Source organism: Chromobacterium rhizoryzae, assembly GCF_020544465.1.
Classification (GTDB): domain Bacteria; phylum Pseudomonadota; class Gammaproteobacteria; order Burkholderiales; family Chromobacteriaceae; genus Chromobacterium.
The window spans coordinates 5,273,743-5,292,469 of sequence record NZ_CP066126.1; the positions used below are offsets into that span (position 1 = coordinate 5,273,743).

Sequence of the window (18,727 nt, forward strand, 5' to 3'; positions counted from 1 at the left end):
ATCACACACCTTAACAAATCAGCGATTGTCGCTCATGTCTGCCTCATGCCGCGAGTCTAGGCTGCCTAATGAGGCGTTCCGGCGGTTTGGCCGCGGGGAGATGCCTTTGGCATCGGCGGCGCATGGTGTATGCTGTCCGCCCTCGCCGGCCCGGATCTTGGGACCGGAGCCCTTTACCAGCCCCTTCGACAGGATAAAACAGCTTTCATGACGCGGTTGCCGATTCTTCTCATCTTTGCCTTGCTGCAAGCGCTCGCCAGCGCGCCGGCCCTGGCGCGAGGGAAGGAGCGCGGCCCCATGCCGCCGGACCTGGAGCCGGCGCCTAGCCGCCGCTGCCAGGCGCGGCCGGATCCGGACTGCAAGGAATTGCGCCGCCTGCGCAATTTGCGCCTGCGCGAAGCGGTGCAGGACGGCGATTTGCCGCCGGAGCTGATGCATCGCGCGCCGCCGCCGTATTGGCGGATGAACCCGGACGGCGCCGCGCCGCCGCCGCCGGATCGCGTCAAGCCTCATTTCTGGCGCGACCGCCGCAAACGCGGCTCGGAGTGAGTCTCCGACGCGTCAAGCCCGGCTGGCGAAGCGGGATTTCTATTGATAAGCTTTGAATAGAGTACGCCAGCCTTTTCATTCCAATTCCAATTCTCATTGCCGGAACGGTTTGCGGAGCAAAACGATTTCGCCGGCATGAGCCTGGCTGGCCGTCCGCCGCGCCGTTAGCGCGCAGCGTCGTTTTCGCCCAATAAAAGCGGTTCACGCTCTCGCGAGCGACAAGGCGTTGCGGCTGAGAAAGCGAACAGTACACGCGGCGCATCAGCATTTCGACATTGAGCGGATCGTCAACAGCTGTGCTTAGGCGGGCGTGGAGATAAGCGGTCATGCGCAAGGGGCATGCCTTGAAAAACAATAGGGGATACGGCGCGCTGCGGCGCGCCTGGGGATGGGGGCTGGTCTTGTGCTGGCTGGCGGACGCGGCGGCGGCGCAATGGGATTGCAGCCGCGCCACCGCGCCGCAGCGCTGCGAGCTGCACCGTCAGGGCACGATGGCCTGCAATGATTTGCCGGTCAACGGGCGGCACGCCTGCCTGGAATTTTACACGCCGGCCTTGAGCTGCCTGCGCGAGCGCGACGCCAAGCGTTGCGAAGCCTTGCGGGCGGCGCACAGCTCTTGCGACGGGCTGGAAGGCAAGGCGCGCCGCGTCTGCATCAACGAGCGGCTGCCGCCGCCGGATTGCGCGCGTTCGGCCAACCCCGCGCGCTGCCGCGCCCGCGCCGAGGCCGAACTCAAATGCGCCGACCGCGAAATAGCCCAGCGGCTGTGCGTGCGCCAGGCCTTGCAAGCGGAGTGAGCGCGTTTATTTAGCCGTGGTCGGATCGAACCACAGGCCGCGGTCGGCGAAAGGCGTGCTGGGCGGCAGGAAGGGGTTGTCGATGCGGATCAGCCGCCGGTGCTTCAGGTCCAGCCGCTGGATCAGCCCGGCGTGGTATTTCTGGAACAGCCGCTGGTATTCGCCGTTGCGCAGCATCAGCCGCATGCCCTGTTCCACGCGTTGCGCCAGCTTCTGCCCTTCCGCGTCGCGGCCGAACCAGAAATAGGTGGGCAGCGGGTAGTACAGCAATAAAGACCGCTCCAGCGCGATATGCTTGTATTGCGGCTGGTAAACGCGGATCTCCTCCTCCACTTCCGCCACGCCGCGCGAGAACGCGTCGCCCAGACCGCGTTCCAGCATGCGGAACAGGCCTTCGTAATTGGGGTCGGTCACCACGGTCAGGCCGGCTTGCTTGAGGATGGCGTTGTCGCCCCAGCCATCCCCCTGGATGACGCTGAAACGGCGCAAGTCGGCCAGACCCGTCACCGCGTCGAAATCCGCTTGCCGCGCGTCGCGGATCAGCAGCACGCGATAGCCGAGCAGGCCGCGGTCTATCGGAATCCGCACCGGCAGATAGCGGCGTTCGTAGTCGCGGTTGGTTTCGCGGATCACCACATTGAGCCGGCCGCGCGGGTGGCCCAGTTCCTGCAGCTGGCGGGCTTCGTTCATCCGCGGCGCGAAGCGCAGGCTGTAATCTCCCCAACGCGGGCGGGTGGCGTCCAGCGCCGCGCGCAGAATCGCCCAGTGATAGTCGTAGCGCTCGTCGGCGGGGGTTTCCGGCGCGTGGCCGACGTAGATCATTCCGGCCGCCTGAACGGACGGGGACATGCCGCCGGCCAAGGCGATGAGGACGGCCAGCCAGCAGCCGGCCAGCCGGCGAAGGAATAGGGATTGCCGCATCGGAATAACCTCGAGATGGCGCGCGGAAGCTGCGCGCCGCCCCTTCATGATGGATAGCCGCGCCGCGCCGCGCAAGGGCCGCTCGCCGTTGCCGGGTTTGCGCGCAGTCAAGCGCTTATGCAAAACCAGGACTAGCAGTGAATATTCATATCGACATGAATATATCTGCCTCCTATCATCTCCCGGATGCCGGAACGGCCTTGTCGGCAAGCGGCATTCACACTCGGGGGACGATTTATGCAATTCAAGAAAACACTGCTGGCCTTGTCGCTGGGCCTGGCCCTGGCGCCCGCGCTGACCATGGCGGCGCCGCCGTTGACCGCGGCCAACAGCGGCTCCACCGCGGAAGCGGCGCGCGGCAACGCCTGGCTGGAAATCGACAAGGCGGCGCTGGATCACAATCTGGCCGAACTCAAGCGCCTGGTGGGCGCCGACACCAAGGTGTGCGCCATTTTGAAGGCGGACGCCTACGGCCACGGCATCGCCAACGTGATGCCGTCCATCATCGCCCAGGGCATTCCCTGCGTGGGCATCGCCAGCAATGAAGAGGCCCGCGTGGCCCGCGCCAGCGGCTATAAGGGCGTGGTGGCGCGCGTGCGCAGCGCCACGCAGGAAGAGATAGCGGACGGCCTGCAATACGATATGCAAGAGCTGGTGGGCAATTTGGAACTGGCGCGCCAGGCGTCCGCGCTGGCCAAGCGCCAGGGCAAGATGCTGCAAATCCATCTGGCCATCAACTCCGCCGGCATCAGCCGCAACGGCGTGGAGTTGGCCAGCAAGCAAGGCCGCCGCGACGCGCTGGCCATGCTCAAGCTGCCCAATCTGCAAGTGGTGGGCATCATGACTCACTTCCCGGTGGAGGATAAGGCCGACGTGGAAAAAGGCCTGGCGGCCTTCAAGCAGGAAAGCGCCTGGCTGATCAAGGCGGGCGGCCTGGACCGCAGCAAGATCACCCTGCACTGCGCCAACAGCTTCGCCACGCTGGAAGTGCCGGAAGCGCGGCTGGACATGGTGCGTCCGGGCGGCGCCATCTTCGGCGACACCGTGCCCAGCCATACCGAATATCTGCGCGTGATGGCCTTCAAATCGCGCGTGGCGGCGGTGAACCGCTATCCGGCCGGCAACACCGTCGGCTACGACCGCACTTACACCCTGAAGCGCGAGTCCTTGCTGGCCAATATCCCGGTCGGCTATTCCGACGGCTATCGCCGCGCCTTCACCAATAAGGCGCATGTGCTGATCAACGGCCAGCGCGCGCCGGTGGTGGGCAAGGTGTCGATGAATACGCTGATGGTGGACGTGACCGAGATTCCGGGCGCCAAGATCGGCGACGAGGTGGTGTTGTTCGGCAAGCAGGGCAAGGGCGAAATCGGCGCCGCCGAGCTGGAGGACATCAACGGCGCCTTGCTGGCCGACCTGTACACGGTGTGGGGCAATTCCAACCCCAAATTGCTGGTGAACCGCTAGCGCCGGTTCAAGGCCGCGCGCGTTTTGAATAGGCGCTGAGCCTGGCCGCGCCGCCGCCGTTCGCGGCGGCGGCGTGTGAGTCTTCACAGTCTGCTGGCGAATTTCCCTGGTTTGGACTTAGATGAATCATGTTCACGCATCAGGAGTGCGCCATGCAGTTCGACGAAGTTCGCCCAGAGCATTTCACCACGCTGTCCCGCAACCCGTTTCCGCATATTCTGATCGACCGGGCATTGCAGCAGATCGCCGGCGGCAGCGCCGATGGCTCGCAGTTCCGCAAGGACGTGCTGGCCGCGGCGGGCTGGAGCCATGGCGGGCTGACGCCGTTCGGCAAGTATCCGGCCGACGCCTGCGTGGCGTTCAACCGCATCCGCAAGGTTCTGGAAGTGACCCAGGAGCCTGGCGCGATTCTGGCGGAGCTGGAGAAGGACGCGCCCACGGTCTGAAGCTCGGCGCGCATCATGCAAAAGCCCGCCTGTCGGCGGGCTTTGTTCTTGCGCGCAGCCGCCGGATCTAGCCGGCGGCCTTTCTCAGGATGATGTACAGCTCATCCTTCAGCCGCAGTTTTTCCTTTTTCAGGGTTTCGATTTCGAAGTCGACGGAAGGCTCGATGCGCGCTTCCATATTCTTGATCTTCTGGTCCAGGTCGTTGTGTTTGTTGAACAGGCGGGTGAAGTGCTCGTCTTCGGTTTTCAGCTTGCTGATCAGTTCGCGGTATTCGGGAAACATGGGCGACTCCTTGGGCGGGTGGATACATGGAGCGGCTGACGACGCGGACCCGGGCGAAGCCTAAGGGCAAAGACAGCGGCCGTCAGCGATCAGATACTGCCAAACCATGCTAACACCGCGCGGCGACGAAGGTTATTGATCCAGAGCAGACACCCACCCTTAGGCCAGCCGGGCGCGGCAAGGCGCGCTCAGAGTCTGTTCAACGCCGTATCGCCGAAGCGCGGCAGGTTCTCAGGGCTTGAACCAGGGGCGTCCGCGCTGGGTGGGCAGCTGGTAGCGTTCGGCCAGTTTCTCGTAGCCGCCGGCGGCGGCGAAGCGGCGCAGGCCCTGGTTGAAGCGGTCGCGGTCGCGGACGTCGCGGAAGGTCAGCCGGTAATGGGTGGGGGTGAACAGCGCGTACGGGCAGAGCTTGGCGCCGACGTCGATTTCCCGGCGCAGCTCGTGGCTCAACTGCTGGAAGATGTTGACGTCGGAAATCGCCACGTCGGCGCGTTCGCTGTACAGCAGGCGGTTGAGGGTGACCTGCGGCGATTCTTCCCGGTAGGACGTAATCTGCGGCGCCAGCGCGGCGAAGTCGGGGCCCAGGTAGAGGTGGGCGCCCTGGAAGGCGGCCACCCGGAAACGGGCCAGGTCGTCCAGCCGGCGCAGTCGGATGCGGCGTTTGCACAGCGTGATCGCCATGTTCTGGTAGACGATGTAGGGCTCGGAAACATGGCCGCCGCTATTGGCGATGGCGGCGTCCACCTGGCCGTTGGCCAGCCAGTTGTGCGCGCGCAGATTGGGGCCGAAGCGGATCTGGGGCTGATAGCCGGCCTGGATCAGGGCCTGGCGGACGATATCGTATTCCACGCCTTTGGCGCGCTCTGCGTCGATATAGGGCTGCTTGGTTTCGCCCAGCGCCACCCGGATCGACGGCAGCGCGGCTATCGGGGCGCTGAGCGCGCCGAACAGCAGGGCCGGCAAGGCGCGGCGGGCGAGGTGGAGCGGCGAGAAAGCCATGGGGCGGTAGCGGATATCGATGTCTTGCAATGGCGCGCGCGCTTGGGCGGGGCCGCCGAATAGATTATTTATAGCCGCTGGACCGGGTCCGGTCTTGTCTGATGCGCGGACGCGGGCCGCGGCTGCCGCATTGTAGCGATTGCGCGGCCGGGCTTCCCGGCTTTCCGGCAAGGGGCCGGCAAAAAGCGAGAATATGGCTTATCCACAGGATTTGGCGCAATGCCGTGCTTATCCACAGCGTGCTTAGCGCAGAGCCTGCTGCGCTTCGGCGATGCCGTGTTGAAAACTCTTCTTATTTGATGCCCAGCCTTTCCATCCGATAACGCATGGAGCGGAAGGTCACGCCCAGCTGCTTGGCGGCCTGGGTGCGGTTGAAGCGGGTGCTTTCCAGCGCCTTGAGTATCGCTTCGCGCTCCACCCGGTCCAGAAAGTCCTGCAGCGCCTCGCCGTCGGCGCATGTCGGCGCTTCGCCGTCGCCGTGGCCGCCGTGATCGCCAGGCAGCAGTTGCAGGTCCGGCAATTCGATGCGGGCGTCGTTGGCCAGCGCCACCGCGCGCTCCAGGATGTTTTCCAGTTCGCGGAAATTGCCCGGGTAATTGTATTCCAGCAAGGCCTTGAGCGCCGCCGGCGCCAGCCGCGGTTTTTCATCGGGGGAAAAGCGTTCCAGCAGGCCGGCGATGTAGCGCGGCAGATCCTCGCGCAGTTCGCGCAGCGGCGGCATGCGCAGCGGCAGCACGTTCAGCCGGTAATACAGGTCTTGGCGGAAGCTGCCGGCGTCCACCCGCGCCGCCAGGTCTTTGTGGGTGGCGCAGATGATGCGCACGTCCACCGCTTCTTCCTGGGCGTTGCCGAGGCGGCGCACTTTCTTTTCCTGAATCGCGCGCAGCAGCTTGACCTGCATCGCCAGCGGCAGATCGGCCACTTCGTCCAGAAACAGCGTGCCGCCGTTGGCTTGCTGAAAGAAGCCGTCGCGGTCGTTGTCGGCGCCGGTGAACGCGCCTTTGCGGTAGCCGAAGAATTCGCTTTCCATCAGCGTTTCCGGAATGGCGCCGCAGTTGACCGGAATGAACGGCCGTTCGGCGCGCGCGCTGTGCTCGTGTATCATCCGCGCCGCCTGTTCCTTGCCGGTGCCGGACTCGCCGCTGAGGTAGACCGCGGCCTGGCTGCGCGCCAGCTTGCCGACCAGGCGCAAGGCTTCCTGGATCGCCGGGGATTCGCCGTCCAGCCGCACCGCGGCGCCGGGCTTGCCGTTGTCCACGCGCAGCACGGATTTCACCAGGCTGCGCAATTGCGCCAGGCTGACCGGTTTTTGCAGGTAGTCGAAGGCGCCCGCCTTCATCGCCAGCACCGCGTTGTCGGTGTTGCCGTAGGCGGTGATCACCGCGATGGGCACGTCCAGCCCCTGCTCGGCGATATGGCGCACCACCTCGATGCCCTCGCCGTCCGGCAGGCGCATATCGGTCAGCGCCAGGTCGAAGGGCTGGCTGTTCAGGCTGAGTTTGGCGGCGCCGACGCTGGCGGCGGTGGCCACGTCCAGCCCCATCTTGATCAGGGTCAGTTCCAGCAGTTCGCGGATGTCCGGTTCGTCGTCGATCACCAGCACGCGCAGGGAGGATTTAGCCATAAGCCTTGTGACAGATCAGACGGAACACGCCGCCGGGCGGGCAGTAGTCCAGCCGCGCGTCGTTGGCTTCCGCCAGCTCGCGCGCAATGTACAGGCCCAGTCCGGTGCCGGCGCTTTCCGTGGTGAAAAAGGGTTCGAACAAGCGGGCCTGGGCATCTTCGCTCATGCCCGGCCCATCGTCCATGACCTTGATGGTCAGGTGGTTTTCCACTTCGCCCACTTCGATGCGCACCGCGCCCGGCTGTTTGCTGGAGTAGCGCCAGGCATTGGCCAGCAGATTATTGAGAATCTGGCCGAAATGGCCGCGGTCGAACTGGACCGCGGCGGCCTGCGCCTGGTAGACACAGCAGATCGCGCCGGCGGCGGCGGCCTCCACCACGCCGAAGTGGTCCAGCAGTTCGTCCAGAAAAGGCTGCAGCCGGATGGGCTCGGGCTTGATCCGGTCGCGGCGGTTCAAGGCCAGCACTTCCTGCACCATGTGGTTGATGCGCTTGCTATTGCCTTGCACGATGCGGATCAGCCGCTGGCGCGCGGGATCGGTTTCGTCTTCGGCCAGCAGATCCGCCGCGTGGTTGATCGCCGACAGCGGGTTGCGGATTTCATGGGCGATATTGGCGGTGAGCCGTCCCAGCGCCGCCAGCTTCACGCGTTTGCCCTCTTCCGCCATGTCGGCCATATCGCGCATGAACAGCAAGAGCGCGTGGTCGTCGCCCATCAGCACCGGCACCATGCGGCCCACCAATTGGCGGCCGCGGATATTGCGGTCTATGAAGCTGGGATTGGGCGGGCAGCCGTTGTGCCGCCAGCGCTCCACCAGCGGCAGCAGTTCCGGGACGACGTGGCCGCGGCGCATGGCGCCGAAGTAGCGCGCCGCCTGGTTGTTGAACTGGCGCAGCAGGCCGGACGGGTCCAGCACCACCACCGCGTCGCGCTGGCTTTGCAGCACCAGTTCGTTCAGGCGGTTGAGGTTGGCGATTTCGCCGCCGCGGCGGGCGGCCAAGGCCTCGGAGTCGCGCGCCACCCGGCCCAGCTTCCAGGTGACGATGGAGGTGATGAAGCCGGCGGTGGCCAGCAGCGCGGAGTAGTAGAAGTCGGAACCGCGGCCTATGCCCAGGTATTGCTCGACGCCGACGAAGGACAGCAGGATCAGGGTGGCGATGGAGGCGTAGAACAGCGCGTAGCGGCCGGAGGACAGCAGGCCGGCCACCGCCAGATAGGGCAAGAGCAGAATGCCGTAGCCGCTGCGCACGCCGTCGTTGATGCCCATCAGCAGCACGATCATCGCGATGTCGGCGGCGATGGCCAGGGTCAGCTGCAGGGTGTGGGCCAGCCGGCCGTTGCGCAGCAGGAACCAGGCGCCGATCAGCGCGGCGTAGACGCCGCTCCACAGATAGAAGGCCTTGCCGCCGGCCACCAGCGATTCGCCTTCGCGGTTGGCGAACAGCGACATCGCCAGCAGCACCAGCAGCAGCGCCGCCCGGAAGCTGTTGATGAAGACCAGCCCGCTGCGCGGGGTCAACGGCGTGGGCGGGCGGTCCCGGTTCATGTCGTCGGCAGCTCGCTGATGGCGCCGACGCTCCATTTCTTGGGCATCAGCTTGCCCTTCTTGCCGCGCTTACCGGCGAACTCCGCCAGCGCCAGTTTTTCATCGGAGGCCTTGCCGCGCACCGACAGCGTGGACAGCAGCGCCTTGTCGCCGTTGACGAGGCCGACGGCGGTGAGGGCTTCGCCGTTGTCCAGCGCCATCAGCATCAGGCCGCGGCCCTTGGCCAGCTCCTTGAGTTCGGCGGCCGGGAAGGCCAGCAGCCGGCCGTTGTCGGCGGCGGCCACCAACTGGGTGGCTTCGACTATGCCGGCCGCCGGCAGCGGCGCCGGGGTCAGCACGCTTTCTTCCGGGTTCAGCGTCAGGAAGGCCTTGCCGGCCTTGACCCGGCCGGCCATGTCGCCCAGCTTGGCGATGAAGCCGTAACCGCCGGAACCGGCGACAACGAAGCGGGTCTCGTCTTTTCCGGATAGCATCTGCGCCGGCTTGGCGCCGTCCTGCAGGTCCACCAGCGAGGCCACCGGCACGCCGTCGCCGCGGCCGGTGGGCACGTCGGCCGGATCCACGGTGTAGGCGCGGCCCTTGGAGTCCAGCACGATCACCGACCACACGGTGCGGGTTTCCACCACGGTGTGCAGCGCGTCGCCGTCCTTGAAGGCCAGCGCGGCGAGGTCGACGTTGTGGCCGACGCGGGCGCGGATCCAGCCCTTTTGCGACAGGATGATGGTGACCGGCTCGTCGGCTATGGTCTGGGTCAGCACCGCGCGCTCGGCGGTCTTGATCTCGCTGCGGCGCTTGTCGCCGTATTTGGCGGCGTCGGCCTGGATTTCCTCGCGCATCATGGTGCGCAGCGCGTCCGGGGTGTCCAGCACGTGGCGCAGGCCTTCGCGCTCCTCGCGCAGGTCGGACAGCTCTTTCTCCAGCTTGAAGCCTTCCAGCCTCGCCAGTTGGCGCAGGCGGATTTCCAAGATGTCCTCGGCCTGGATCTCGGTCAGGCCGAAGGCCTTGATCAGGTCCGGCTTGGGCTCGTCGGATTCGCGGATCACGCGTATCACTTCATCGATGTGGATGAAGGCGATCATCCGCCCTTCCAGGATGTGGATGCGCTTTTCCACCTGGGCCAGCCGGTGCTGCAGGCGGCGGGTGACGGTGGTGCGGCGGAAGTCCAGCCATTCGCTGAGGATGGGCTTGAGGCCTTTCTGACCCGGCCGGCCGTCCAGGCCTATCATCACCAGGTTCATCGAGGCGTTGCCTTCCAGGCTGGTCTGCGCCAGCAAGGTGTTGATGAATTCGTCCGGGTCCTGGCGGCTGGATTTGGGTTCGAACACCAGGCGCACCGGGCACTCGCTGTCGGATTCGTCGCGCACGCGGTCCAGCAGCGACAACATCAGGCTCTTCAGGTTTTGCTGGTCCTGGGTCAGCGCCTTCTTGCCGGTCTTGACCTTGGGATTGGTGGCTTCTTCGATCTCCGCCAGCACTTTCTGCGCGCTGGAGCCGGGCGGCAGTTCGGACACGATCACGCGCCACTGGCCGCGCGCCAGTTTTTCCACTTCCCATTTGGCGCGCACGCGCACGCTGCCGCGGCCGCTTTCATAGGCGGCGAGGATGTCTTCGGCCGGGGTGATGATCTGGCCGCCGCCGGGGAAGTCCGGGCCGGGCACGTATTGCATCAGCGCCGCGGTGTCCAGTTCCGGATCGTCCAGCAGCGCGACGCAGGCTTGGGCCACTTCGGTCAGATTGTGCGGCGGGATTTCGGTGGCGAGACCCACGGCGATGCCGGAGGCGCCGTTGAGCAGCACCATGGGCAGGCGCGCCGGCAGCAAACGCGGCTCTTCGAAGGCGCCGTCGTAATTGGGCACGAAGTCCACGGTGCCCATGTCGATTTCCGACAGCAGCAGATCGGCGATCGGCGTCAGCCGCGCCTCGGTGTAACGCATCGCCGCCGCGCCGTCGCCGTCGCGGCTGCCGAAGTTGCCCTGGCCGTCGATCAAGGGGTAGCGCAGCGTGAAGTCCTGCGCCATGCGCACCAGCGCCTCGTAGGCGGAGCTGTCGCCGTGAGGATGGTATTTACCCAGGATCTCGCCGACCACGCGCGCGGATTTCACCGGCTTGGCTCCGTGGGCCAGGCCCATGTCGCGCATCGCGTACAGGATGCGGCGCTGCACGGGTTTCTGGCCGTCGGCCACTTCCGGCAGCGCGCGGCCCTTGACCACGCTCATCGCGTATTCCAGGTAGGCGCGCTCGGCGTAAAGGTCCAGCGGAATCCACTCGCCGTCGTCGGCGTCTGCCGCGGGCGGAGTGGGCGGCGGCGGGGTCAGGGCGGCGGCGCCGTCCGGCGTAATCTCGGCAAACAGATCGTTATCGTTCATATGGGCAAGGCAGGAGTTGAATCGGTTAGCGTTCATCGGCCGGCGTTTGCGCCACGGCAAAGCCTGTCCTCACGGTTATAGCTGGCAAACACGCCTTGTCGTAAGCTTGGCCCGGGCGCGCCGCTAAGCCGGCCGATGATAATGAATCAGTTCAGGGGAATTCTACTATGGCAAACCGAGTTGCGTGGCACTGCCACCGTTTCGATGGTTTTACGCCGCTGGCGCTGTATCGGGCTTTGCAGTTGCGCGACCGGGTGTTCGTGGTGGAGCAGCAGTCGATTTACGGCGACGTGGACGGCATGGACCTGCACTGTCTGCACTTGTCCGGCCACGACGACGGCGGCCGGCTGCTGGCTTACGCGCGCCTGATCGCGCCGGGGGAGAAATACCCGGACGCGGCGGCGATAGGCCGGGTGGTGGTGGCGCCGGAGGCGCGCGGCCAGGGCCTGGGCAAGGCTTTGCTGGCGCAGGCGGTGGCGCAGTGCCGCGCGCATTTCCCACGGGCGGCCGTCATGTTGTCGGCGCAGACCGACGCGCAGGCTTTGTACGAAAGTTTCGGCTTCTGCGCGGTGTCCGAGATTTACGACGACGGCGGCATTCCGCATGTGGACATGCGGCGAGAGGCCGGCGTCTGAGAACCTGTTTACGATCTGCTGCGCGTTGGCGGAATAGTTAGACAAGGGCGTTGAAAACGCTTTCAGAATGCTCATGTACCACCTGTACATTCCGCTTCTTCAACCGTTTTCGCCTTGTCTCGCCTTAGCTCGCGAGATCGTAAACACGTTCTGAGCGCTCGCGGCATGGCCCACAATGAAAAACCCACCCCGCAAGGGGGTGGGCGCATTGGACTGCGCTTGGGGTCAGCGCTTGACCGCCGGGCCGTCGCTGCCCAATTCCACCGCGTAGGCCAGCGCCAGTTGCGAGAACTTCAGCGCGTGGCGAGCCTGGTTGCCGGCGCTGGCGAGGGTGTCGCGCACGGTGTGGATATTGGGGTTGGACTGGTTGAAGGCGGACTCGAACGGGAAGGACGCCGGGTAGCCGTTCTTGTGCCAGGAGGCGTGGTCCGAGCACGCGTAGCCGCACGAGCTGTAGCCCACTTTCAGATTGGGCAGATAGACCTTGGCCAGGTTGGCGAGGAAGGTGTTCTGCGACGCGTTGGTGTAGTCGGTGAACAGGAAGATGTCCTCCGCGCTGCCCTGGTAGTTGGTCATGTCCAGCTGCAAGGCGCCCACCACGTTGACCTTCTGCTGCTTGTAGCGGCTGGCGATGTCGGAGGAGCCGCGCAGGCCCACTTCTTCCGCCGCGTAGGCCATGAACTTGATGGTGCGGCGCGGCTGGTAGTTGTTGGCCATCAGCACGCGGATCACCTCGGTCAGGCTGGCGATGCCGGAGGCGTCGTCGTCGGCGCCCGGCGCGCGGCTGGTTTCGCCGGTGCCGTTGCCCACGGTGGAGTCCAGATGCCCGCCCAGCACCAGGGTTTCGGCGGCGTTGTCCTTGCCCTTGATGGTGAGGATCACCGATTTCTGCGGCCAGGCGCTGTGGGCGAACTGCTCCACGCTCACGTCGCCGCGGCCGGCGGCCAGCTGCCGCCATTGGCTGGCGATCCAGTTGGAGGCGTTGACGCCGTGGCTGGTGGTGTAGAAGCGGTTCTGGTAGTTGGACAGGGACTGGATGGTGCCGAGGATGTTGCTGTCCTGCAGCTGCGGCAACAGCTTGTTGACGGCGGCCTGGTCGTTGATCTGGTAGCTGGGCAGCAGCGCGCTGGCCACCGGGGCTTTCAGCGCGGTGCGCGCGTCCTGCAGATCCTTGTGCACGATGAAGCCGCCGCAATGGCGCAGGCTGTGGTGGATGGCGTCCGACAATTGCGGCAGCACGCTGTCGTCCACTTGCACCAGGTGGACTTTCTCGGTGGCCACGCCCTTGGCGGACACGCCGGCCGGCAGCGCGCTCACCGCCAGCTGGCGGCTTTCCTGACTGCGGCTTTTCGGGCTGACCTGTTGCAATAGCTGGTAGGCGTCGTCGCCGATGGAAATCCACACCGGGGCGGCCTGGGCTGCGCCGGCCAGGCTGGTGGCGGCCAAGAGCGCGACGAGACTCGGTTTGAGAGTGAGCATTCCGGAATTCCTGAGCGATGCCGGCCATGGACGGGCCATGGCCGGCGGATGGGAGAAACGGCGCGGGCCGTCATGGCCGCGCCGTCAGGCGGTCATCAGCTGCCGCAAGCCACGCCCACGGCGGTGAAGGCCTTGGTCACGTCGGCCTTGCTGTAGCCGCGCGCTTCGGCCGCTTTTTCAACGCCGCAAGCGGCGCTGTTGTAAGTGGCGTTGGAGGTCCAGTACAGGCGGTTGGCGTCCACGAACACTTCAAAGGCCTTGCGGGTGTTCCAGCCGGCGCTGGTGGCGATCAGGTAGAAGGCCTTGTTGTACACGCCGCTGGAGTAGTGCACGTCCAGGCCGCTGGTGTAGTCCTTGGCGTGGCCGATGGAGCGGCCGTCCTTGGTCGGATCGGCGAAGTAGCGCAGCGCGCCGGTCTGCTTGAAGATTTCCGCGCCCACCAGGAAGTCGTTCTTGCCCTTCATGTAGTACTCGGCGGCTTCGCCGGCCATGTCGGAGAACGCTTCGTTGATGCCGCCGGACTGGCCGCTGTAGACCAGGCCGGAGTTCTGCTCGGTGAAGCCGTGGCTGACTTCGTGAGCGGACACGTCCAGCGACACCAGCGGATAGAAGCGGGTGGCGCCGTCGCCGAAGGTCATCGCGCTGCCGTCCCAGAACGCGTTTTCATAGTTGCGGCTGTAATGCACCTTCATCAGCAGTTTCTGGTTGATCGGACGCAGGTTGAACCAGTCCTTGTACAGATTGAACACCACGTTGCCGAAGTAGTGGGCGTCGTTCAGCGGCGAGTAGGCGCCGTTGATCTGCTTGTAGGTGTTGGTGGGGCAAGCGAACTTGTACGGGGTGGTGCCGCTGGTGCCGCCGTTCAGGTTGATGGTGGCCACGTTGCCGCTGTCCATCTTGCAATCGCTGGTGACGATCAGCGGGCCGTAGTTGGTGCCGTACAGATACTTGCCGGTCTTGGCGTTGCCGCCGGGGCCGTTGGCTTCGGCGTGGTTCAGGCCTTCCCACTGCTTCAGCACCTGGCCGCTGTTGGCGTCGATGATGAGGTGCGGGCGGCTGGGCTCCTTGCCGCCTTCCACCAGGAAGGACACCAGGTAAACCAGCTGGGCGGTGTTGTTGTCCAGACGGACCACCAGTTCCGTCTTCTCATTGCGGGTTTCGTAGCCGTTGGCCTTCAGCGCCTTGGCGCTGGCCAGCACCTGGGAGGCGCTGAGCGCCGGCTTGACCGAAGCCAGGTCGGAGCCGATGCCGCGCACATAGTAGCCGGACAGCTTGCTGGCCGCGGCGGTGGACGAGCCTTTGGCGAACTGTTTTTCCTCCACCACGGCCTCGCCCCACACCGGCACGCCCTGATAGAACTGCTGGTAGCGGGTGACGACTTTGCCGTTGGGGAACTGGGCGCTGCGCTGCGCTTTCAGTTCGCCCTGGTTGATGCCGGCGGCGCTGAACACGCTGGCGCCGTCGACGAGTTTGCTGGATTTGGCCAGCGCTTCCAGGTTGACGCGCTCGGCGGCGTGGGCGGAACCGTAAGCCAGGGCGAGAGCGGACAGCACCAGTACGCGAACCATCGCAGTTTGGGTTTTCATCACGACTTTTTCTCCAATGTAGATCAGCAGGACACGGTAATGCCCCGCGTCAAGCCGGCGGGTCTTGCATAAAGGCCGCCGGCGCCAGACAGGCTTGCGCCTGCCCTTTCGGACGCTTGGAAACCGTTCCCTCAAGATGGCTGCCGCCATCGGGCGGGGAGGTTTTCGCCGCGTCCCTTATGCATTCCCGACATGGGACGTCGCTCTGAGCATGGGAAAGGAATTGCTGAAACCAGAGGACGTTGGCTTGGTTTGTTCTGACGACCACTTGCCAAATGCATAAATTATGTATTGGTTTTTCCGACTTGATATGCATCTGTTCTAAGTGCCAGTTGCCTGGGCATGGCCGGCGGCGGGCATGACCGAAATCAAAGCGGGGCGTCGAATCCTTGGTAGACAAGGAGAAGAGAGGGAAACATCAAGAAAATGAAAAGCCGCATCATCCCGATGCGGCTTGTTGTGATGCGGCAACATCCAAATCGCTATAAAAGCGGACAAACTGTCTAATTTGAGATGGTTGCAGTTTTTTGAATATGCGTAAAACTCATTATTTCAATGAGTTGTCCTCACTGGAGACCGGTTCACGGCGCCAGCCGCGCGATCTTCCAGCCGCCGTCTTCCCGCAAGGCGTACTGCACCCGGTCATGCAGCCGGCTGGGTCGGCCCTGCCAGAATTCCAGCCGGTCCGGCGTCACCGCGTAGCCGCCCCAATGCGGCGGCCGCGGCACGTTCAGCGGGTGTTTGACCCCGAACATCGCCGCGCGCGACACCAGCACGCCCTTGGAGCCGATCTCGCTGCTCTGCTCGCTGGCCCAGGCGCCTACGCGGCTGGTGTAGGGCCGGCTGGCGAAATAGGCGTCGGATATTTCCGGCGCCACCTGGGCGGCGCGGCCCTCGATGCGGATCTGCCGTTCCAGCTCCGGCCAGAAGAAGGTCAGCGCCACATAGGGGTTGTCGCTCAGCTGGCGGCCCTTGCGGCTCAGATAATTGGTGTAGAACAGCAGCTGGCCGTCTTCCACGCCCTTGAGCAACACGATGCGCGATGTGGGGCGTCCGTCCGCGCCGGCCGTGGCCAGGTTCATCGCCGTGGGTTCCGGCATCTGCGCGGCGATGGCCTGGTCCAGCCAGCTCTCCAGCTGGGCCAGCGGGTCCGGCAGGCACTCCTCCGGCGACAATTCTTTCTTGGAAAAATCCTTACGGATGTCTGCGAGGTTCAGCGACATTTCGTCCTCCTTGATGGGGCTTATCTTATGCCAGCTTCGCTTGGCCCATATAGGGGTTTGCGCAAGAAGAACGCGTTATTTGGGACGCGCGCGGCGCCGGATTCTGCTATGTCGTATAAGGAGCCGGCGACGGGCCGGCGCGGCTTGCCGCCGCGGCGCAGGACTTGCGGTTCAAGTTAGGCTAAAATACCCCATTTCTTTCCGCGGCTTATCCGCCCATGCATCTGTTCGCCCTTGGTTTGAACCACCATACCGCACCGCTCTCCATCCGGGAAAAGCTGGCTTTTCCTGCGGAGGTGTTGCCCAAGGCGCTGGACAGCCTGGTCAGCTCGCATGCGGCGCGCGAGGCGGCCATCGTCTCCACCTGTAATCGCACCGAAATCTATTGCACCGGCGGCGATCCGCAGGCGGCGCTCAGCTGGCTGGCGCAATATCACGGCCTGGCGCTGGCGGAAATGCAGCCCTATCTGTATCAGCTGGACGAGGCCAACGCCGCGCGCCACGCTTTTCGCGTCGCCTCCGGCCTGGACTCCATGGTGCTGGGCGAAACCCAGATCCTGGGCCAGCTGAAGGACGCGGTGCGCAGCGCCGAACACGCCGGCACCATGGGCACCCTGCTCAACGGCCTGTTCCAGCGCACCTTCGCCGTGGCCAAGGAAGTGCGTTCCAATACCGCGGTGGGCGCCAGTTCGGTGTCGATGTCGGCGGCGGCGGTCAAGCTGGCCGAGCAGATCTTCCCCACCATTGGCGAACTGAACATTCTGTTTGTCGGCGCCGGGGAAATGATAGAGCTGGTGGCCACTCACTTCGCCGCGCGCAATCCCTCCTGTATCACCGTGGCCAACCGCACGCTGGAGCGCGGCCAGCGGCTGGCGGAGCAGTTCGGCGGCAACGCCGTCACCCTCGCCGAGCTGCCGGACATCCTGCCGCGCTACGACGTGCTGGTCACCTCCACCGCCAGCCAGCTGCCCATCATAGGCAAGGGCATGGTGGAGCGCGCGATCAAGGCGCGCCGTCACCGGCCCATCTTCATGCTGGACCTGGCGGTGCCGCGCGACATCGAGGTGGAAGTGGGCAAGCTGGCCGATGTGTTCCTGTACAGCGTGGACGACATCGCCAGCGTGGTGGAAGTGGGCAAGGAAGCGCGTCAGAGCGCGGCCGCGGAAGCCGAAACCATCATCCAGGCCCGGGTTTGCGAGTTCAGCGACTGGCTGAAGAAGCGCGAAACCGTGCCCTTGATCCGCGCGCTGCGCGACGACGCGGACCGGCTGCGCCGCGCCGCGCTGGACGCCGCGCTCAAGCAGCTGGCGCGCGGCGAAGCGCCGGAGCGGGTGCTGGAAACCCTGTCGGTGCAACTGACCAATAAATTGATGCATCCCCCCACCCGGGCCTTGTCGTCCGGGCGCGGCGCGGAGCACGACGCGCAGGTGGAAGCCGTGGCGCGTCTTTATCGTTTACACCCGGAGTCGTAATGAAAGCGTCAATTGCGGCCAAACTGGCGCAACTGGCCGATCGTCTGGAAGAGGTGACCCACCTCCTGGCCAGCGAGGCGGCCACTCAAAATATGGAAGCGTTCCGCAAGCTCACCCGCGAGCACGCCGAACTCAGCCCGGTGGTGGAAACCTACCAAGGCTATCGCCAGTGCGAAAGCGACATCGCCGCGGCGGAAGACATGTTGTCGGACCCGGAAATGAAGGAGTTCGCCCAGGCGGAAATCGCCGAGGGCAAGGATAAGCTGGCGGTTTTGGAGCTGGAGTTGCAGAAGCTGCTGCTGCCCAAGGACCCCAACGACGAGAAAAACATCTTCTTGGAAATCCGCGCCGGCACCGGCGGCGACGAGGCCGCGCTGTTCGCCGGCGACCTCCTGCGCATGTATACCCGCTACGCCGAACGCAATCGCTGGCAGGCGGAGATCGTCTCCGCCAGCGAGTCCGACCTGGGCGGTTATAAAGAAGTCATCGTGCGTCTGATCGGCTTTGGCGCCTATTCCCGGCTCAAGTTCGAATCCGGCGGCCACCGCGTGCAGCGGGTGCCGGTGACCGAGACCCAGGGCCGCATCCACACCTCGGCCTGCACCGTGGCGGTGATGGCCGAGGCCGACGAACTGGCCGACGTGGTGCTGAACCCGTCTGATCTGCGCATCGACACTTTCAGGGCCAGCGGCGCCGGCGGCCAGCACATCAACAAGACGGATTCCGCGGTGCGCATCACCCATATTCCGACGGGGATTGTGGCGGAGTGTCAGGACGGCCGTTCCCAGCACGCCAACAAGGCCAGCGCCATGCAAGTGCTGGCGGCGCGCATCATGGACATCCAGCGCCGCGAACAGCAGCAGAAGGAAGCGGCCGAGCGCAAGAGCCTGATCGGCTCCGGCGACCGTTCCGAGCGCATCCGCACCTATAACTTCCCGCAAGGCCGCATCACCGACCACAGGATCAATCTGACGCTGTACAAGCTGGATTACGTGATGGACGGCGATCTGAGCGAACTGACCGGCGCCTTGATCGCCGAGCAGCAGGCGGAACTGCTGGCGGAATTGGGCGAGTGAAAGCCGGGCGGTACTAGCCAGGATTATTGCGTTGCCGCTGTCGGCGCAACGCGCTACACTCGCAAACTCAAGAACGGGCGGTTCGCCGCCCGCGCCCAAGCGACGTTCGCGCCGCCTGGGCTTATTCTCCGAACTTTGGGCCACTCGCGTGGCCTTTTTTCTTGTCCGCTCGCCGGAGCGCGGGCAAAAAAAAGCCGGGCCCTGTCTGAACCCGGCAATGCCCAACGTGGATTGGCAGTTAATCTGGCGATGCCGCCG

General features: G+C 65.0%; 16 protein-coding genes. 7 read left to right on the plus strand and 9 right to left on the minus strand.

What is annotated here, in order from left to right; all coding sequences use genetic code 11:
- The first annotated feature begins 207 nt into the window (after nucleotides 1-207).
- Nucleotides 208-549 (plus strand): hypothetical protein, encoded by a 342-nt coding sequence (locus JC616_RS24220; protein ID WP_227105936.1) that lies wholly within the window; start codon nucleotides 208-210, stop codon nucleotides 547-549.
- A gap of 326 nt (nucleotides 550-875) precedes the next feature.
- Nucleotides 876-1,346, plus strand: a complete 471-nt coding sequence (locus JC616_RS24225; RefSeq protein WP_146176767.1) for a hypothetical protein — start codon at nucleotides 876-878, stop codon at nucleotides 1,344-1,346.
- Between the two features lie 6 nt (nucleotides 1,347-1,352).
- On the opposite strand, the gene JC616_RS24230 is transcribed toward JC616_RS24225, so the two are convergent.
- On the minus strand, nucleotides 1,353-2,378 hold the full coding sequence (locus tag JC616_RS24230; RefSeq protein ID WP_227105937.1) for a transporter substrate-binding domain-containing protein: 1,026 nt from the start codon (nucleotides 2,376-2,378) through the stop codon (nucleotides 1,353-1,355).
- A gap of 126 nt (nucleotides 2,379-2,504) precedes the next feature.
- Between JC616_RS24230 and alr the strand changes: the two genes are divergently transcribed.
- Together alr and JC616_RS24240 are read left to right on the plus strand one after the other, a co-directional pair.
- Nucleotides 2,505-3,734, plus strand: a complete 1,230-nt coding sequence (alr, locus tag JC616_RS24235; protein WP_227105938.1) for an alanine racemase — start codon at nucleotides 2,505-2,507, stop codon at nucleotides 3,732-3,734.
- 152 nt (nucleotides 3,735-3,886) lie between these two features.
- Nucleotides 3,887-4,180, plus strand: a complete 294-nt coding sequence (locus tag JC616_RS24240; protein WP_107802085.1) for a hypothetical protein — start codon at nucleotides 3,887-3,889, stop codon at nucleotides 4,178-4,180.
- Nucleotides 4,181-4,247: 67 nt separating this feature from the next.
- On the opposite strand, the gene JC616_RS24245 is transcribed toward JC616_RS24240, so the two are convergent.
- From JC616_RS24245 to parC, 5 genes are all read right to left on the minus strand, one after another.
- Complete coding sequence (locus tag JC616_RS24245) at nucleotides 4,248-4,463, minus strand: YdcH family protein (RefSeq protein ID WP_107801369.1); 216 nt, start codon at nucleotides 4,461-4,463, stop codon at nucleotides 4,248-4,250.
- 231 nt (nucleotides 4,464-4,694) lie between these two features.
- Nucleotides 4,695-5,492, minus strand: a complete 798-nt coding sequence (locus JC616_RS24250) for a type 2 periplasmic-binding domain-containing protein (RefSeq protein ID WP_227105940.1) — start codon at nucleotides 5,490-5,492, stop codon at nucleotides 4,695-4,697.
- A gap of 262 nt (nucleotides 5,493-5,754) precedes the next feature.
- Nucleotides 5,755-7,086: a sigma-54-dependent transcriptional regulator gene (locus JC616_RS24255; RefSeq protein WP_227105942.1), complete on the minus strand. Its 1,332-nt coding sequence runs from the start codon at nucleotides 7,084-7,086 to the stop codon at nucleotides 5,755-5,757.
- On the minus strand, nucleotides 7,079-8,632 hold the full coding sequence (locus tag JC616_RS24260; RefSeq protein ID WP_227105944.1) for a sensor histidine kinase: 1,554 nt from the start codon (nucleotides 8,630-8,632) through the stop codon (nucleotides 7,079-7,081). The genes JC616_RS24255 and JC616_RS24260 overlap by 8 nt, the downstream gene beginning before the upstream one ends.
- Nucleotides 8,629-10,998, minus strand: coding sequence for a DNA topoisomerase IV subunit A (gene parC / locus JC616_RS24265; protein WP_227108624.1), 2,370 nt, complete (start codon nucleotides 10,996-10,998; stop codon nucleotides 8,629-8,631). The genes JC616_RS24260 and parC overlap by 4 nt, the downstream gene beginning before the upstream one ends.
- Before the next feature lie 167 nt (nucleotides 10,999-11,165).
- Here parC and JC616_RS24270 point away from each other — a divergent pair, with 167 nt between their 5' ends.
- Nucleotides 11,166-11,633 carry a GNAT family N-acetyltransferase gene (locus JC616_RS24270; protein ID WP_227105946.1) on the plus strand — a complete coding sequence of 156 codons (468 nt, stop codon included), beginning with the start codon at nucleotides 11,166-11,168 and terminating at the stop codon, nucleotides 11,631-11,633.
- 225 nt (nucleotides 11,634-11,858) lie between these two features.
- On the opposite strand, the gene JC616_RS24275 is transcribed toward JC616_RS24270, so the two are convergent.
- The 3 genes from JC616_RS24275 to pdxH form a co-directional block, all read right to left on the minus strand.
- Nucleotides 11,859-13,112, minus strand: coding sequence for a M28 family metallopeptidase (locus tag JC616_RS24275; RefSeq protein WP_227105948.1), 1,254 nt, complete (start codon nucleotides 13,110-13,112; stop codon nucleotides 11,859-11,861).
- A 95-nt stretch (nucleotides 13,113-13,207) separates the two neighbouring features.
- Entirely contained in the window at nucleotides 13,208-14,698 is a 1,491-nt protein-coding gene (locus JC616_RS24280) for a M4 family metallopeptidase (protein ID WP_107801376.1), read from the minus strand.
- Between the two features lie 581 nt (nucleotides 14,699-15,279).
- Complete coding sequence (pdxH, locus tag JC616_RS24285) at nucleotides 15,280-15,921, minus strand: pyridoxamine 5'-phosphate oxidase (RefSeq protein ID WP_107801377.1); 642 nt, start codon at nucleotides 15,919-15,921, stop codon at nucleotides 15,280-15,282.
- A gap of 218 nt (nucleotides 15,922-16,139) precedes the next feature.
- Between pdxH and hemA the strand changes: the two genes are divergently transcribed.
- Nucleotides 16,140-17,393, plus strand: coding sequence for a glutamyl-tRNA reductase (gene hemA, locus JC616_RS24290; protein ID WP_107801378.1), 1,254 nt, complete (start codon nucleotides 16,140-16,142; stop codon nucleotides 17,391-17,393).
- Complete coding sequence (prfA, locus tag JC616_RS24295) at nucleotides 17,393-18,469, plus strand: peptide chain release factor 1 (protein WP_227105950.1); 1,077 nt, start codon at nucleotides 17,393-17,395, stop codon at nucleotides 18,467-18,469. The genes hemA and prfA overlap by 1 nt, the downstream gene beginning before the upstream one ends.
- Nucleotides 18,470-18,727: the final 258 nt, after the last annotated feature.

Bases quoted from the DNA above. Each gene is read 5' to 3' on its own strand.
- parC (WP_227108624.1), bottom strand. From the start codon at position 10,998: ATGAACGATAACGATCTGTTTGCCGAGATTACGCCGGACGGCGCCGCC.
- hemA (WP_107801378.1), top strand. From the start codon at position 16,140: ATGCATCTGTTCGCCCTTGGTTTGAACCACCATACCGCACCGCTCTCC.
- JC616_RS24260 (WP_227105944.1), bottom strand. From the start codon at position 8,632: ATGAACCGGGACCGCCCGCCCACGCCGTTGACCCCGCGCAGCGGGCTG.
- JC616_RS24240 (WP_107802085.1), top strand. From the start codon at position 3,887: ATGCAGTTCGACGAAGTTCGCCCAGAGCATTTCACCACGCTGTCCCGC.
- JC616_RS24220 (WP_227105936.1), top strand. From the start codon at position 208: ATGACGCGGTTGCCGATTCTTCTCATCTTTGCCTTGCTGCAAGCGCTC.
- alr (WP_227105938.1), top strand. From the start codon at position 2,505: ATGCAATTCAAGAAAACACTGCTGGCCTTGTCGCTGGGCCTGGCCCTG.
- JC616_RS24275 (WP_227105948.1), bottom strand. From the start codon at position 13,112: ATGCTCACTCTCAAACCGAGTCTCGTCGCGCTCTTGGCCGCCACCAGC.
- JC616_RS24225 (WP_146176767.1), top strand. From the start codon at position 876: ATGCGCAAGGGGCATGCCTTGAAAAACAATAGGGGATACGGCGCGCTG.
- prfA (WP_227105950.1), top strand. From the start codon at position 17,393: ATGAAAGCGTCAATTGCGGCCAAACTGGCGCAACTGGCCGATCGTCTG.
- JC616_RS24255 (WP_227105942.1), bottom strand. From the start codon at position 7,086: ATGGCTAAATCCTCCCTGCGCGTGCTGGTGATCGACGACGAACCGGAC.
- JC616_RS24245 (WP_107801369.1), bottom strand. From the start codon at position 4,463: ATGTTTCCCGAATACCGCGAACTGATCAGCAAGCTGAAAACCGAAGAC.
- JC616_RS24270 (WP_227105946.1), top strand. From the start codon at position 11,166: ATGGCAAACCGAGTTGCGTGGCACTGCCACCGTTTCGATGGTTTTACG.
- pdxH (WP_107801377.1), bottom strand. From the start codon at position 15,921: ATGTCGCTGAACCTCGCAGACATCCGTAAGGATTTTTCCAAGAAAGAA.
- JC616_RS24280 (WP_107801376.1), bottom strand. From the start codon at position 14,698: ATGAAAACCCAAACTGCGATGGTTCGCGTACTGGTGCTGTCCGCTCTC.